Raw genomic sequence first — 16,004 nt, 5'->3', positions numbered from 1 at the left:
ACTCCCCATGACTGTTGTCCGCCAGACCGCCGCCGAGGAGGCGCAGGCCACCGGCCGCCGTCGTCCGTCCTTCCACACGCTCGCCGTGAAGGAGGTGCGCCGGCTCACCGAGGACGCCATCGAGGTGTCCTTCCACGTGCCCGCGGAGCTCGCCGGCCAGTTCGACTACCTGCCCGGCCAGTACGTGGCGCTGCGCACCAAGCTGCCCAATGACGACGGCGAGCTGCACGAGGTGCGGCGCAGCTACTCCATCTGCGCCGAGCCGCGCAGCTTCGAGGACGGCAGCAGCGAGATCCGGGTGGCCGTGAAGAAGGACCTGGGCGGGCTGTTCTCCACCTGGGCCAACGCCGAACTGAAGGCCGGGGACACGCTGGACGTGATGAGCCCCATGGGCGCGTTCATCTCCAAGCACGGCCGGGACGGCACGGCCGTGGAGCAGAACCGGATGAACTCCATGAACAACCCGGAGGCGCTGGCCGGGGACGTGGCCGCCAGCGGTGAGGCGAGCTTCGTGGCCATCGCGGCGGGCTCCGGCATTACCCCGGTGATCGCGATCGCCCGGACGCTGCTGGCTGCCAACCCGGAGTGCCGGTTCGACCTGATCTACGCCAACAAGGCCGCCATGGACGTGATGTTCCTGGAGGAGCTGGCGGACCTGAAGGACAAGTACCCGCAGCGGCTGGCCCTGCACCACGTGCTGAGCCGTGAGCAGCGGATCGCGCCGCTGCTTTCGGGCAGGATCGATGCCGAGAAGCTGCAGCAGCTGCTGGGCACCGCCATCCACGCGGACGATGTGGACGAGTGGTTCCTGTGCGGGCCGTTCGAGCTGGTGCAGCTGTGCCGGGACACCCTGGCCGAGCGCGGCGTGCAGCCGGAGAACGTCCGGTTCGAGCTGTTCACCAGTGGCAAGCCGGACCGCCCGGAGGGCCACGCCGGCCGTCCCGTCATGGTGGACGAGTCCCAGGAGACGTACAAGATCACGTTCAAGCTGGACGGCCTGCAGGGTGACGTGGCCAGCCCCACCCATGCCCGCGAGTCCATCCTGAACGCTGCGCTGCGGGTGCGGCCGGATGTGCCGTTCGCGTGTGCCGGGGGAGTGTGCGGCACCTGCCGGGCCAAGGTGGTCACCGGCACGGTGACCATGGACGAGAACTACGCGCTGGAGCAGGATGAGCTGGACAAGGGCTACGTGCTGACCTGCCAGAGCCACCCCACCAGCAAGGAAGTCACCGTCGACTTCGACGTGTAGGTATTTTCAGCTTCAACGGAGGAGTTCCATGATTTCCCTTTCCATCAGCAACGGCATCGCCGAGGTTGTCCTCAACGCACCGCACAAGCTGAACTCGCTGGACGAGCAGGCGCTGCGGGATTTAACCCAGGCGTACGACGACGCTGCTGCCGCCGCCTCGCGCGGTGAGGTGCGGGCGCTGCTGCTCAGGGGAGAGGGACGCGCCTTCTGCGCGGGCCGGGACATTGCCGGGGTCACTCCGGAGAGCGACGACGCCGCCGCGTACCTGAGCGGGCTGGCGGAGCCTTTGCTGAAGAAGATGACTTCTTTTCCTGCCCCTACCTTTGCCGCCGCCCAGGGGGCCTGCCTCGGGGTGGGGTTGGGGCTGCTGCTGGCCACGGATGTGGTGTACGTGGCGGAGAACGCGAAGTTCGGCTCGCCGTTCGCCAGGCTGGGGGCCACGCTGGACTCGGGCGGGCACTGGTACTTCACGGAGCGTCTGGGCATGCACCGGACGCTGGACCTGATCTACACGGCGGACCTGATGTCGGGCGCCGAGGCGGTGGCGCAGGGGATGTTCAGCCGGGCCATGCCGGCGGAGTCCTTACTGGAGTCCACGCGGGAGATTGTTTCACGGGTGGCCGCCGGGGCGACCGGTGCCTTCGTTGCATCTAAAGAGCTGGTGGCGCACATCCGCGACCAGCGGCTGGGCCTGTGGGCGTCCATGCAGGAGGAGAACGCCGAGCAGGCACGCCTCTGCAAGACCGACGACTACGCCGAGGGTTTCCGCGCGTTCCAGGAGAAGCGCGATCCCACGTTCACCGGCCGGTGATGTGTCTGGCCGGGCCTCGGTGGCTGGGCCTGACTAATTCGTCCTGCCTGCCTTAACCGGACTGTCGCCGCAGGTCAAGTGCCCTTTGCTCAAGAATCCAGGGAGTCTTGAGTGAAACTTGTGTCTCGTTTGCAGAAATCTTTGTGTGTGTTCGGAACAGTAGAAGCAGCCGGTAATCACCGGTGAAGCTCACTGCCGACCTTTGAATGGGTCGGCCGTGGCTGAAACCTACTGTGGGGGCACAATTGTCTGAGATTTTGAACGAAGAGCTCGAGTCGAAAGAAAGCGGTTTCAGCCGCCGGCGCGTGGTAGCAGGCGTGGCGTGGTCCCTTCCCGTCATCGCAACAGCCATTGCTTCTCCGGCCGCTGCTGCATCGCCGCCCGGAAAGGTGGAAGCGCTTCTCGACTTCGCCACGAGTGAAGTGGCCACCTTTGTGCAGTCTGGTAAAGAAGGAGCTTCAGGTCAGAACCGGACTGGCAAAGGGCCGATAGCTTTTCATGTAAAGAACGCAAGCGGTCTTCCTTCAGGACCCATAGTTGGGAAAATCACAGTCACGTCGGTCGCCACAACTGATCCGCGGGTAGGCATCTATACCTTTTCCGCCACCCCACTTACGGACAAATCCCTGGTGACGGCCGGCTCATTCGCCGCAAGCTTCAACTTGGCCAGTGGTGTTCAGAACGGTACGACAACTACGTTTCCATTCACGTTTTACTACACCGGCGGCAAGAGCTCGTCCGTTGGCAAGGAGTTCACCCTTACTGTCTCCTTCAGCTCACCGGCGGGCTTGCCCGATCTGGCGACCAAGCTGACGCTGAGCTAGAGGGCCAGGCGATGGTCTGGAAGCGTGGCGGACTCGTGGCGGAAGCGCGTACAGGGGGGCAGCGGGTTGCTTTGCTCCATCTCGATGAGTCCCAACCTGTTGTCCTCGAAGGCCCGGCAGCTGTCATCTGGGAGCTTATTGACGGACAGCGTTCCGAGCAGGAGATCTTCAACGAGCTTGAAGCGAGCTTTGAGGACGAGCTGGGGCAGATGCAGGCCCAGGCCGAGCTCTTCCTGGCCAGTCTGGAAGCCCGTCGCCTGATCGAACCGGCCAGCGCCGCCTAGCGGCACCGAGATTTGGGGGAACCGTGGGGGATGTTCTCGTATCGATGCAGCAACAGGAAGAAGTGCCGCTGGCTACGCGCGGCGATCTGCTGCGGCTGCAGATCCTGGGTGTCGAGTTCGTTGTTCGGTGGGGCGAAGGGCTCAACCAGGGGCAGCGGCAGGGCATGGCCGCAGCCTGGTCCCGGTGTACCAACGTCGTGCGGGAAGCCCCGCCGTTGCCTGCCGCACCGGCCACCGTTCAGCCGTTCTCTGCCTCCGTAGCCTACAAAGCAAGCGATCGAGCCGTTGAGGAGTTCGAACTCGGAGCTTTGTCCCTCGAAGAGTTAGCCGAAAATCTGACTTCGCGGCTGACAGTGGCGGCCATTCTGGCGAACGCCGGAAAGCTGACGATGCTCCACGCATGTGCCGTAGCAGACCCCGCCACCGGAGCAGTCGTCGCGCTCGTTGCCAAGTCCGGTACCGGCAAGACAACGGCAGCCTCAGTGCTTGGAAAGACCTACGGCTACGTCACGGATGAGACGGTGGCTATCAGTCCGGGCGGTTCCGTGGTCCCGTATCCCAAGCCATTGTCGGTGAAGCAGGGCGCGGGAACACCCAAGCGGCAGGTAGGACCGGGCGACTTGGAGCTCCTGGAGGCCCCGCCAGGGCTTCAACTCAGCTCGCTGGTCCTGCTGGACCGGGTTGAAGCTGCGGAGCCGGTTGCGCCGCTTCTGCGCCGCGTCCCGCTGGCAGACGCCGTGATGGCCCTGATCCCGGATTCGTCCTCCCAAGGAGAGATCAACCAGCCGCTTCAGTCACTTTGCCGCCTGATCGGCAGCGTCGGGGGAGTGTGGCAGGTGACGTACTCGGAAGCGACGGACCTTCAGTCCGCTCTGGCGCCCCTGTTCGAAAAGCAGCCGCACGCGAAACAGGAATGGGAACCACGGGCCGGAGTGACCGCCACGGCCGGCGAGGTTCCGGCCGGTTTCGTTCAGCGGGCAGGACACAAGGATGCCGTCGCTATCGAGGATCAGCTGCTCGTCATGCTGGACAGCGGAATCGTACAGCTCGCGGGGATCGGACCGGCCATCTGGGAAGCCGCCTCAGACCCGCTCACGCCGGGCCAGCTCACTGAAGCCGTGGCAAAGGTGCACGGTACGCCGGAAGGTTACCGTGGCGCCGTCGTACGCGCTATGAACCGCCTGATTTCCGAAGGCGTCCTGGAAGAGGGCGTCTGACCCCGCCCCCAAGGCCAACCAATTTTCTGCCCAGCCGTACTGCGGAGCGCAGACCAAAAGACGTTAGTTAGGAACCACTATGAGCATTACGGCAGCTCCTTCAGAGGCGTCGGCCGGCCTGGATCTCAGGGAGTACCTTCAGGTGGTCCGGACCTACTGGAAAGGGATCGTCAGCCTCACGCTGCTGGCCACCATGGCGGCCATGGGCTGGAGTGTGCTCCAGCCGAAGGTCTACTCATCCGATTCCAGCGGAATCGTGGTGACGCCGGGCTCGGACAACGTGAGCCTGTCCCTCGCCGGCGACAGCCTGGCCAAGGCCAAGGTCAAAAACTACGAATCCGTGGCAAAGTCCAGGCTCGTGGCGGACCGGGTCATCTCGGCCCTGCAGTTGAATATCACCGCGGATGCCCTGCTCGGCAGCATCAGCGTCAAGGTGCCGCTGGACACGGCGGAGATCCGGGTCACCGCAGAGTCTACGGATCCGGCTACCGCCCAGCGTGTGGCCGATGCCTGGGTCAATGGGCTCGCGGCACAGGTGGAGGCCATTGAGACGGCGCCCGCGGCCCCCAGCGGAGCAACGTCCGACGCCGGAACCCCGGAAGGTGCCACGGCAACAGCAGTCCGGGTGCTTCCGTTGGGCAAAGCTCTGCTGCCCGCGAGTCCCACATCGCCCAATACCAAGCTGAACCTCGCATTTGGGGCGCTTTTGGGTCTGGCGATCGGTGTGCCATACGCGGCTACCCGCCGCAACCTTGATCGGCGCATCCGTTCCGCGGCCGAGATCGAGCAGCTTTTCGGTATTCCCGCCATCGGGACCCTTCCCTTGGATCACCGTCTGGATGCCCGGAGCACGGTCCTGGATGCGGGCATGTCTGCCAATGCCCACGGCGGCGGGGGAGCGATGGCTGAAGCCCTCCGCGAACTGCGGACCAACCTCAGCTTCCTGGACGTGGACCAGCCGCCGCGGATCATCGTGGTCACCAGTTCCGTGCAGTCGGAAGGTAAGTCCACCGTCACGGCCAACCTGGCGGTCACCATGGCCGCCGCCGGCGAGAAGGTGGTGGTAGTCGACGGCGACCTTCGCCGTCCCACGCTGGTGGACGTTTTCAACCTGGTTCCCGGCGCTGGCGTCACCGATGTCCTCGCCGGTACAGCCGAGCTGGAGGACGTGCTCCAGCCGTGGAGCGCGCTGCCGAACCTGTCAGTGCTGGGGTCGGGCCGTATCCCGCCCAACCCCAGCGAACTGCTGGGTTCGCGCGCCATGAAGAACATGCTCACGGCCCTGGCCCAGAACGCGACGGTGCTCATCGACGCGCCGCCGCTGCTTCCGGTGACTGATGCCGCCGTCCTGTCCCGGGTGGCGGATGGCGCCATCGTGGTGATCCGGACCGGCAGGACCACACAGGACCAGCTGGCCCAGTCGCTGGGGAATCTGGATAAGGTGAAGGGACGCGTCCTGGGAGCGGTGCTGAACTACGTTCCCACCCGCGGAGCTGGCTCGTATTCCTACTACGGGACGTACGCGGCGGCGCCGGACAATACGGCCGGCACTGCTATACCGCCGCTCGTTGCCTTCCAGAATGAGGCGACGGACGGGACCTTGGAAGCGGCGCTCAGCGGACGCAGGGCGAGGGTTTAGGTGGCCCATGAACAACCCGAACGAGAATATCGAACTAAGCGTTTCTGAGGGCGTGCTTCTGGGGCATGCCCTCGTGGCCCGCGTGGCTGCTGAACTGGGCATCAGGGTCTTCTTCATCAAGGGGCCCGTCAGCGTCCTCCAGGGGCTGCGCAGGCCGAAGACTTCAGGTGATGTGGATGTGTTTGTGTCACCAAAGGACCTGGAATCGGTGGTGGGGGCACTGCAAGAGAAGGGATGGCGGAAACGTCCGGTTGATCCTGACAGTAAGACGTTTTCCAAACACTCTGTGACGGTGGACCACCCGGAGTGGCCGTGCTGCATCGATGTCCATTTCCGTTTCCCCGGCATGGAAGCTGCGGCCTCTGATTGCTTCGAGACGATGTGGGCCAACACGGAGCGAGCTGCCTTGGCCGGCCAGGAAATTCGCGTTCCGTCCAGGCCGCTGGCCATTCTGATCCTGGCGCTGCATGCGCTGCGGTCGCCTGACCTGCCGTCCTGCCGGGAAGAACTTGAGTTCCTTACCGACTTGACGCGCGGGGAAATGCTGGCGTCCGAGATTTTAGAGCTTTCGGTCGCCACCGGCAGTTTGGCGGCCATACGCCCGTTCCTCGGAGACCTCCTCCCGGCATCTGCACTGCCCGTATGGCCGGAGGCGTCCACGGAATGGCGCAACCGCCTGTTGGCACAGGAACCCGGTAGCGCACGCATCATTGCCCTTGTTCAGGCGCCCTGGCACGAAAAACCCATGATGCTGTTGCGGGCGGTCTTTCCTGGGAAGCAGGTTCTTCTCAGCCGAGACGTCCATGCGGACACGTCGCCGCAAGGACTCCTGGTTCTGCACGCTGCCCGATGGGGCCGTTTCCTGCGCGCCTTTCCGAAAATTGCACGCGACCTAAAGCGATACGGCGGTTGAGCTTGTAGACTCCTGCGTTTTCGATTGTCTTTAGTGGGAGAGAATTTATAAAGTTCAGCTATGACTATGGGGAGAGCCGTAACGAAAGCCGTCATTCCTGCTGCCGGATTGGGAACTCGCTTCCTGCCGGCCACCAAGGCAATGCCGAAGGAAATGTTGCCGGTGGTTGACCGCCCGGCCATCCAGTATGTTGTTGAGGAGGCCATCAAGTCCGGCCTGGACGACGTCCTGATGATCACGGGCCGCAGCAAGCGCGCCCTCGAAGACCACTTCGACCGCGCACCCGGCCTGGAGCGCCTGTTGGAGCAGAAGGGTGACAAGGACCGGCTGCAGTCCATCCAGGCTGCCTCTGAGCTCGGTCCCATCCACTACGTCCGTCAGGGCGAAGCCAAAGGACTCGGCCACGCGGTGTTGTGCGGCAAGCAGCATGTAGGGAACGAGCCGTTTGCAGTGCTGCTCGGTGATGATCTCATCGATGAGGCTGAGGACCTGCTGAGCACCATGATCGAGGTGCAGCAGAAGACTGGCGGTTCGGTGATCGCCCTGATCGAGGTGGATCCGTCGCAGATCAGCGCCTACGGCTGCGCCGACATCACAGCCGTCGAGGGCGAGGACTATGTCCGCGTCAACAGCTTGGTGGAGAAGCCGGCCGTCGCCGACGCACCCTCCAACCTCGCCGTCATCGGCCGGTATGTGCTGCACCCGTCCGTCTTCGGGGTGCTGGAGAACACCGCACCTGGCCGAGGCAATGAAATCCAGCTGACGGATGCCCTGCAGACTCTGGCTGCCGGCGAAGGTGAAGGCGCCGGCGTGTACGGTGTCGTTTTCAAGGGCCGCCGCTTCGACACCGGGGACAAGCTCAGCTACCTGAAGGCCGTGATCACCCTTGCGTCAGAGCGCGTCGAGTTTGGTGAGGATCTGAAGACCTGGTTGAAAGGTTTCGTCAACTAACTGTCAAATCCGACTTACTGGAGTTCATCACCGCGGGGTGGGGGCGGCCTCCAGTCGCTTATGAGCAACAGCCGATAACAGGGCTCCTATGATGGCACCTGACATGTTTGTCAAAATGTCCGTTGGACTGGCAAATCTGTCGTGCAGGAAAATCAGTTGGCCCAGTTCGATACATCCTGAAACGAGCAGCCCTAGGGCTCCTATCTGCCACCAACGCTTTTCCGGAAAGGAGAGCGCGCTGACGAACCCGACCGGGATGAACAGCATGACATTGGCGGCTGCTTCCACAAATTGGTAGTTGAACCAGCACGGAATTCCATGGTCGTGAAGGAAGCTCAGGGTGTCGGCGAGAAGTCCCTGGACCGGACGGTCGACTGGGGTTGGCCAGAAGGCGATGAGCGCGAGGGGGATCAACATGGCGGCGAGGACGGTTTGCCAGAGTCGCTGGTTGCGTAGATGCTTCACACGCCCATTCCCATAGTTCTACTTGATACCAGACTGCTTAAACGCAAAAGGTGGGTGGTCTCCGTTCTGGAGACCACCCACCTTTCGTTGGTGCTATTGCTTGATGCCCCTTAGGCAGTGGCTTCAGCCTTGGCGCGGCGGCGGACCACCACTACCGAGGTTGCGCCGGCTGCCAGTGCGCCGGCACCGACCAAGGTCCAGAGGACCAGGCCGGAGTCTGTGCCGGTGTTGGCGAGCCCCGCACCGGAGCCGGTGTTGGCCAGCGGTGCGCCACCGGCGTTGCCGCCCGTGTTGGCCAGTGAAGCAGCAACTGTAACAGTAACGGGACCAACCGTAACGCCCGAAGTGTTGCCAGTGGCCGTAATGGAGTACGTGCCAGCCTCGTTGAGCGCGATCGGAACGGCGATCTTGCCCTGGGCATCAGCCGTGGCGGTGAGCGTCTGAGGTGCCTGGAAAACGGGGATCTTGGCCGACACAGCGGTGCCGCCAGCGTTTGCTGCGCCGCCGGTAACGACTGTTACGGTGATGGTGACGGTTTCACCGGCGAGGAAGCCTTGGCCGGTGAAAGTGAAGGTTTCGCCCGGTGCAACCGTGCCGTCTGAAACGCCAGCAGCCGGCGGGAGCGCCGGGTAAGTTGCGGCCATGGCGGGTGCCGAACCGATAAGTGCGATGGAACCGGCAAGCGCGAGTGCTGCGAGTGTTTTCTTCATGTGTGTCCCCCCGGAGACGTGTAAGTTTTGATACCCGATGTGGGGAAATTCCCCTCCGCACGAGACCGAGTGCAGACCTACGGATAGATATCCCACAAGAAATCTACCATCTGGCTTGGCTTGTGACCAACCTCAATCCAGCCGGTTTACATATTGTTAACGTTAGCGTCACTAGCCTTACTGACAAGGAGCGAGCTTTGTCGGCAATTTGACCTCTTTGACGGGTTGTACAGACGGCGTGACATCCAGTTCCGGCTCAGTGTGCTGGACGATTTTTCCGAAAGTGAACTCAACCGTCTTACTTTCCCCTGGGGCAAGACGCTGGGCAATGACACCTACAGGACGGTTCGCGTGGAGGTGTGGAGCGAACGCAATCTTCTGTCCGTTCTCATTGGCGGACTCGACCAGTGCCTGGACGGGCCCATAGGCCACTATGTTTGTTTGCACGGTACCCGGCGGTATGCCGTATTCCCCGCCGCCGGTGACGTACGGCGCCAAGGAAGTGGCTGCGTCGGACGGAGCCGTATTTTTGCTGGTGATTCGTACCGTAGTCTGCTCGTATCCATCCTTCGGACATTCCTTTATGAGCTGCACAGTTCGCTTTAAGTAGTAGTCCATCTTGGCGCCGGTTCCATCGTTGAAGTAGACCCCAAATTGGGCTGGAGAAATGCTGACACCTGTCACCGACCCACTCAGTGGGTACTTTGAAATTGTTGTCTGGTCGCCGGCCGTGCCGGACCATACCAATACCCTGCCCTCGGCGGTAGCCTGTGAGATTCCTTCGACTAGTAACTTGGCGTCTCCCTTTCCGGAGGACAGAGCCCTAAATATCTCTTGCGCAACACCAGCAAAATAGATGTCCTGTTGCTCCGGCTTCTCAATTTTCGCATAGACGTCCGAGAGGAGTGTCTGGACTACGTTCTGCTCGTTTAGTTCACTAGGTAAGCCGAGTTCGGTTAGGGGCTGGAGCCCATGGCTCTTAATTGTTACCGGTCCCGTGACCTTTAAGATGTAACTGAGGGCGACGGGATCAATGGAAAGTACTCCATCAACACGCTGACCTGTTTTCCTATTCCACATCTCAGTTGCCAAGGTGGCAGCAGTCGGAAAATCGGGAGTGAGATTTACGTCCTGCATATATTTCCCCAAGCGCCCAGAATAGATGTTTTTTTGTTCGGCGTCTATGGGAAGGATTGGGGACATAGCGCCGACATTAGCGGCACTGTTTTGGGCGCTGAGTGTGAGTTTTCCTTTGTCGAAACTCAGAACCGCCAATGCTCCTGGTATGCCTCCAGATGCGCGAGCTTCGGCGTTGTTTTGGACCATTAGCAGGTAGTTTTTGGGTCCTTGGCTGCCAAGCATCGAAGGAAGTAATTTGGATGCGTCCGCTGATGCGTCGAGTGCTCCGGTGACGGAACGTAGTTGAGAGCGAGCCTCTTCAAGGGGATCAGCTAATTGGGGTACGAGTCGACTGGAGTCGATGCCTTCCAAGCGTTCGGCGGATGAGCGTACAGCCTGTGCTGCTGAGACGATCGCTGGAGAAGCTGCTTCGAGCGGTGCAAGGTTGGTTGGCGAGTCGCCCGGGAGCAGTGTATCCCAGTCGAGTGAGTCGATGACCTGAGTAAGGGGTGTCAACCCCAGCGTAGCAACATCATCTGCCGACCGAGCCATCTCCGACACCGCACTTAGGTTTGGGCCTAATCCGGGAATGCTCGACGCCAATACCCAGACTGGATCGTTGACCGCCGTCTTTGCAGCGGCTGTATGGCGACGAATTTGTGTGGCCACTCCATTTGCATTGGCCGTATCATTAGCTACAATTTCACCCTTGAGATCGTCGACTAATTGCATGGCAGATGCGAGTTCATTTTGTACTGTAGCGGCTTTGAAACTTAGCCAGGCTCCGGTCCCTACTGCGATTAGAAGAAAACTACCAGCCCAAGCCAGAGTTATCGTGCGCTTCCGGCCGAACTTTTTCGTTCTAGTACTCTGAAATGACGGCGCTGGGGTGGCGTCGTCATGAATTCGGGGTACCTCCTTTTGAGTCATAGTCAGGAACGTCCCAGGCCACGGTAGGTCCATCCGGCCGCGCGCCATTTCGAAGGGTCCAGTACGTTGCGACCGTCGAGAATTCTCTTGGAGGATACCGAGACTGCCAGCTCGTAGGGGTCCAAGTCGCAGTATTCCTTCCACTCAGTCAGTAGAAGCAAGGCATCTGCGTCCTGAACAGCAGTCCCTGAGTCAGCCTCGTAATTAAGCTCCGGAAACCTCTGGTATGCGTTGGATAGTGCCTTCGGATCGGTTACCGTCACGACAGCCCCCTGCAGCTGAAGTTGCGCCGCAATGCTCAGAGCAGGAGAGTCCCTTACGTCATCACTTTCTGGCTTGAATGCAGCGCCAAGAACTGTGATCCTCTGGCCCAGGAGAGATCCACCGCAAAGTTCGCGCGAAAGCTCCACTACGCGGGTGCGGCGGCGCATGTTGATTGCGTCAACCTCGCGGAGGAACGTAAGTGCCTGATCAGCACCAAGTTCTCCAGCCCTCGCCATGAACGCTCGGATATCTTTGGGAAGACAGCCTCCGCCGAATCCAATGCCAGCGTTCAGAAACTTGCGACCGATGCGATCATCCATCCCGATTGCGTCCGCCAGTTGCGATACATCGGCTCCTGCTGCTTCGCAGAGTTCCGCCATGGCGTTGATGAATGAAATCTTCGTGGCGAGAAACGAGTTCGCCGCGGTCTTCACAAGTTCGGCGGTCGGGTGGTCGGTGACCAAGCGAGGAGTTCCCGACGCGAGTGGAGCTGAATACACCTCGTCGAGGATGGAAACGGCGGGATGTTCCTCCGAACCGTCGACTACGCCATAAACGAATCGGTCAGGGTTGAGAGTATCTGAAACGGCGTGACCTTCACGCAGGAACTCTGGATTCCAAACCAAGTGGGCACCGGGCTGTTCTTTTCGAACGAGTTCAGCAAGCCGCGAAGCTGTTCCAACTGGCACTGTGGATTTGCCCACAACGAGGTCCCCTGGTGAGAGATACGGCAGAATTCCATTTGCCGCGGCGTCCACAAAGCTAAGGTCAGCCCCATTTTCGCCTTTCTTCTGCGGAGTTCCGACGCAAACAAAGTGAACGGCGGATCCCCGAGCCTCCGCTAGGTTGGTGGTGAATGATAGTCTTCCAGTTTCCTGGACCTCCCTTAGCAGGTCCTCAAGCCCCGGTTCGTAAAATGGTGCGCGTGCGGCGGCGAGTTCGGCGATCTTTCGCTCGTCCACATCGATGCCAACCACCTCGTGGCCCAACTTAGCCATGCAAGCCGCGTGTACGGCCCCAAGATAGCCGCAGCCGATTACAGATATGCGCATTCTTATCATTCCTTCCGCAATGGGTCAGTTGTCTGCGACGCAGCAAGATCAATAGGCCCCGGTGCTGCGAAAAACAGCCCGGACAGTCCGGAGAATGATTACCAAGTCGCCTGCAAGCGACCAATTCTCCACATAATACAGGTCAAGTCTCACAGAGTCCTGCCACGAAAGATTTGAGCGTCCACTGACCTGCCACAATCCCGTAAGACCCGGTTTGACTAGAAGTCGGCGCCGTACATCACTTTCGTAAGCCTCAACTTCCTGAGGAAGTGGGGGCCGTGGGCCAACAAGGCTCATGGACCCGCTCAGAACGTTTACCAGTTGGGGTAATTCGTCGAGGCTAAGTCTTCTGAGAAAGCCGCCAATTCGTGTGACACGAGGATCATTCTTTATTTTGAAGAGAGGCCCACTGCCTTCATTCATTTGAATTAGCTCGGCAAGAATCTCCTCTGCATCAACACCCATCGAACGGAACTTGAGCATATGAAAAGGTTTGCCCTCTATTCCAACGCGTTCCTGCCGAAATAGGATGGGCCCTTTGCTGTCTAGTCTTATCAGCAAGGAGACCACGACCATTACAGGTAATGCGACCGTCAGCAGCACGCAAGCGGCTAGTACATCAAACAGGCGCTTAGCGACTCTCTGCCCGCCCTCAAGTGTCGGAGTCGTAACGTGGATGAGGGGGAGGCCAGCTACTTGCTGTGTGTGTATACGTGGGCCTGCGATATCGGTAAGTGCTGGCGCCATTATTAGGCCGATATTCCGTGAGGCCAGCTCCCACCCCAAATGTCGAAGCGTCTGGGGATGAAGCTGCACACCCGCCGACACCGCTACGGCATCAGCGCCGCAAGATTCAATAGCCGCCACTATGGATTCCGCGTCCGGCTTGCTGCCTACGACCGGTAGGCCGGACCGCAGGTCTACTGCTGATACGTCATCCGTACCGGGCATATAGGCTGCAACGGGAAGGTACCCGGCATACTTAGCTCGACGTAAGGAGGCGGCCAAGTGCTGAACTGCGCCAGGACCCCCCAGCAATAGCAACCGGGACATACTTCTACCTTGGCCCCGCTTGATATTCAGATGCTGCCGAATGAGCCATCGTCCAAGCAAAAGCCCAAGCAGCCCCACAGGCAGAGCCAATCCAACATAACCCCGGGCGGTATCTATCCGGAGGACGTAAGAGATGATGGCTATCATTCCGAAAAGCCAAAGCGAGGCAGCAGCCACCCTTTTGTATTCATCCGGCCCAGACCCCAAGATGCGGCTATGCCGGCTGTTCCAGGCGCCGAGCATAAACCACCAGACGAGAGCTAACGCAACTGATAACCACAAGTAGGTCAATTCCTGTCCAGCGACCACAAAGTCCGGCTCAACGCCAAACCTGATTATGAACGCGCCCAGAACTGCCCATATGACCACAAATGCATCGACTACTCCGAGTAGTCGCGATGAACGTCTCCGCCAGTTCGCGTCGTCACTCACCGAAATCCCCAATCTATGAGCTATCTGCTTCGTAAGCGTCAAGCAAAACTCCCGGCTTAACTCCGAATTGCTTGAAGGTTATTCCGGTACCACGCCACCGTGTTCTGAACGCCTTCTTGTAGTCCGATAGAGGACGACCAGCCGGCTTCCGCTAGTCGCGAAACATCTAGGAGTTTTCTGGGCGTACCGTCTGGTTTGCTGGCATCCCATTCCATGTCCCCCTGGTAACCGACCGCCTTGGCAACGATGGTCGCCAGTTCCCGGATAGTGACATCGGTGCCTGTTCCCACGTTTACCTGCGAAGCACCATCGTAGTTCTCCAAGAGGTGGAGACATGCAGAGGCCATGTCGTCAACGTGCAAGAATTCGCGACGAGGCGAACCGGTTCCCCAGTTCGTAACGATTTGAGTTCCAGACCGAGCGGCCTCGTCATACCGCCTAATCAAAGCAGGCAAGACGTGCGATCCTTGTGGCGAAAAGTTGTCCCCCGGACCGTAAAGATTCGTCGGCATCGCCGAGATCCACGGGAGACCATATTGGCGGCGAACCGCTTGGATCTGCATGATTCCGGCGATCTTGGCGATTGCGTATGCATCATTTGTGGGCTCGAGATGCCCCGTAAGCAGGGAATCTTCGCGGATAGGCTGCTCCGCAAATTTAGGGTAGATGCAAGACGAGCCGAGGAATAACAGTCTTTCCACGTCGAATTCTCTCGCCGCGTCAAGAACATTGACTTGAATTCTAAGATTATCGCTTAGAAAATCTACAGGGTAGGTGCTATTGGCCAAAATTCCGCCGACCTTGGCGGCTGCAAGAACTACAAATTTGGGCTTTTGATCCGCAAAAAAGGCGAACACAGCATCGCGGTCTTTTAGGTCTAGCTCAGAGGACGTTCGACCGACAAGGTTAGTAAAGCCTTCTGATTCCAGTTTGCGCCAAATTGCAGAGCCGACTAGCCCGCGATGGCCAGCTACGTAGAACGGAGCCGAACGATCCAGTCGAGATGGGCGAAAATCTTGGAGCTCGTTCATCAGTTCCTCCAGCTGGCTAGGTCGACGGTGTCGATCCAGTGGTTACCAGCGTGCTTAAGCGCTTCGATGTCGGCATCAACCATGATTCGCGCGAGTTCCGGAGTGTGGACAGAAGCCTTCCAGCCCAGTTTCTCCTGAGCCTTCGACGCGTCGCCTACCAGGGCATCCACCTCCGTGGGGCGGAGGTACCGCTCATCGAAGCGAACGTGATTCTCCCAGTTCAGACCAGCATGCTCGAACGAAATCTGCAGGAAATCTCTGACGGTGTAATTGCCACCAGTCGCCAAAACGAAATCGTCCGGCTCATCGGCCTGCAGCATTTGCCACATTCCCTCTACATACTCTGCGGCGTAGCCCCAGTCCCTCACCGCGTCCAAGTTGCCCATGTACAGGAGATCCTGTTTGCCGGCCTTGATGGCAGCCACCGCGCGAGTGATTTTCCTTGTGACAAAAGTTTCGCCACGGCGGGGTGATTCATGGTTGAAGAGGATGCCATTCACTGCGAACATTCCATAGGCTTCACGGTAGTTCTTCGTAATCCAATAGCTGTACACCTTGGCAGCTCCGTAGGGAGAGCGGGGGTAAAACGGAGTTTCTTCATTCTGGGGCGGTGGAGTGGCACCGAACATCTCAGAAGAGGATGCTTGATAAAACTTAGTCTCGATTCCAGCCATGCGTACTGCTTCAAGAAGGCGGATTGTACCGACGCCCGTTGTGTCTGCAGTGTGCTCGGGCTCGTCAAAGGACACCCTAACGTGGGACTGGGCAGCCAGGTTATATACCTCATCCGGCCTTATGTCGGCGAGAAGGGTGACCAAGCGCGCACCGTCGCTGAGATCTCCATAGTGAAGAAAGAGCTTGGCCTTAGGATCGTGAGGGTCAACGTACAGGTGATCAACCCTCGTAGTGTTGAAAGTCGAAGCTCGCCGTATGAGACCGTGAACTTCGTAACCTTTGGAAAGAAGCAGTTCGGCTAGGTACGAACCGTCTTGGCCCGTAATACCGGTGATGAGTGCACGCTTGGTCATGTTACCCCCAGAAAATAGTTGCTCAACAAAAA

15 protein-coding genes are annotated in these 16,004 nt (G+C 59.8%); 8 read left to right on the top strand and 7 right to left on the bottom strand.

Annotated features, from left to right (window positions below):
- Positions 1-7 precede the first annotated feature (7 nt).
- The 8 genes from paaE (at position 8) to galU (ending at position 7,888) form a co-directional block, all read left to right on the top strand.
- On the top strand, positions 8-1,249 hold the full coding sequence (gene paaE / locus ACP3TD_RS15875; RefSeq protein WP_426763947.1) for a 1,2-phenylacetyl-CoA epoxidase subunit PaaE: 1,242 nt from the start codon (positions 8-10) through the stop codon (positions 1,247-1,249).
- Positions 1,250-1,277: 28 nt separating this feature from the next.
- Entirely contained in the window at positions 1,278-2,060 is a 783-nt protein-coding gene (locus tag ACP3TD_RS15870) for an enoyl-CoA hydratase/isomerase family protein (RefSeq protein WP_426763946.1), read from the top strand.
- Positions 2,061-2,305: 245 nt separating this feature from the next.
- Positions 2,306-2,884, top strand: a complete 579-nt coding sequence (locus ACP3TD_RS15865) for a hypothetical protein (protein WP_426763945.1) — start codon at positions 2,306-2,308, stop codon at positions 2,882-2,884.
- A gap of 11 nt (positions 2,885-2,895) precedes the next feature.
- Positions 2,896-3,168: a PqqD family protein gene (locus ACP3TD_RS15860; protein ID WP_426763944.1), complete on the top strand. Its 273-nt coding sequence runs from the start codon at positions 2,896-2,898 to the stop codon at positions 3,166-3,168.
- Between the two features lie 44 nt (positions 3,169-3,212).
- Positions 3,213-4,385: a hypothetical protein gene (locus ACP3TD_RS15855; protein WP_426763943.1), complete on the top strand. Its 1,173-nt coding sequence runs from the start codon at positions 3,213-3,215 to the stop codon at positions 4,383-4,385.
- Between the two features lie 79 nt (positions 4,386-4,464).
- Positions 4,465-6,024: a polysaccharide biosynthesis tyrosine autokinase gene (locus ACP3TD_RS15850; protein WP_426763942.1), complete on the top strand. Its 1,560-nt coding sequence runs from the start codon at positions 4,465-4,467 to the stop codon at positions 6,022-6,024.
- A 7-nt stretch (positions 6,025-6,031) separates the two neighbouring features.
- On the top strand, positions 6,032-6,937 hold the full coding sequence (locus ACP3TD_RS15845; RefSeq protein ID WP_426763941.1) for a nucleotidyltransferase family protein: 906 nt from the start codon (positions 6,032-6,034) through the stop codon (positions 6,935-6,937).
- Between the two features lie 60 nt (positions 6,938-6,997).
- Complete coding sequence (gene galU, locus ACP3TD_RS15840; RefSeq protein ID WP_426763940.1) at positions 6,998-7,888, top strand: UTP--glucose-1-phosphate uridylyltransferase GalU; 891 nt, start codon at positions 6,998-7,000, stop codon at positions 7,886-7,888.
- 27 nt (positions 7,889-7,915) lie between these two features.
- On the opposite strand, the gene ACP3TD_RS15835 is transcribed toward galU, so the two are convergent.
- From ACP3TD_RS15835 to gmd, 7 genes are all read right to left on the bottom strand, one after another.
- A complete protein-coding gene (locus ACP3TD_RS15835) occupies positions 7,916-8,353 on the bottom strand; it encodes a VanZ family protein (protein ID WP_426763939.1) in 438 nt (145 codons plus the stop codon).
- Between the two features lie 110 nt (positions 8,354-8,463).
- A complete protein-coding gene (locus ACP3TD_RS15830; protein ID WP_426763938.1) occupies positions 8,464-9,063 on the bottom strand; it encodes an LPXTG cell wall anchor domain-containing protein in 600 nt (199 codons plus the stop codon).
- 177 nt (positions 9,064-9,240) lie between these two features.
- A complete protein-coding gene (locus ACP3TD_RS15825) occupies positions 9,241-10,914 on the bottom strand; it encodes a DUF4012 domain-containing protein (RefSeq protein WP_426763937.1) in 1,674 nt (557 codons plus the stop codon).
- A 200-nt stretch (positions 10,915-11,114) separates the two neighbouring features.
- Positions 11,115-12,428: a UDP-glucose dehydrogenase family protein gene (locus ACP3TD_RS15820; protein WP_426763936.1), complete on the bottom strand. Its 1,314-nt coding sequence runs from the start codon at positions 12,426-12,428 to the stop codon at positions 11,115-11,117.
- A 48-nt stretch (positions 12,429-12,476) separates the two neighbouring features.
- Positions 12,477-13,913, bottom strand: a complete 1,437-nt coding sequence (locus ACP3TD_RS15815; protein WP_426763935.1) for a sugar transferase — start codon at positions 13,911-13,913, stop codon at positions 12,477-12,479.
- A 56-nt stretch (positions 13,914-13,969) separates the two neighbouring features.
- Positions 13,970-14,944 (bottom strand): GDP-L-fucose synthase family protein, encoded by a 975-nt coding sequence (locus ACP3TD_RS15810; protein ID WP_426763934.1) that lies wholly within the window; start codon positions 14,942-14,944, stop codon positions 13,970-13,972.
- Positions 14,944-15,972 (bottom strand): GDP-mannose 4,6-dehydratase, encoded by a 1,029-nt coding sequence (gene gmd / locus ACP3TD_RS15805; RefSeq protein ID WP_426763933.1) that lies wholly within the window; start codon positions 15,970-15,972, stop codon positions 14,944-14,946. The genes ACP3TD_RS15810 and gmd overlap by 1 nt, the downstream gene beginning before the upstream one ends.
- Positions 15,973-16,004: the final 32 nt, after the last annotated feature.

Origin of the sequence: Pseudarthrobacter sp. 1G09 (assembly GCF_050038305.1) — a bacterium.
In the GTDB taxonomy this organism is placed as follows: Bacteria; Actinomycetota; Actinomycetes; order Actinomycetales; family Micrococcaceae; genus Arthrobacter; species Arthrobacter equi.
The sequence above is the reverse complement of the archived record's forward strand: the minus strand, read 5'-3'. Positions and strand labels throughout refer to the sequence as shown.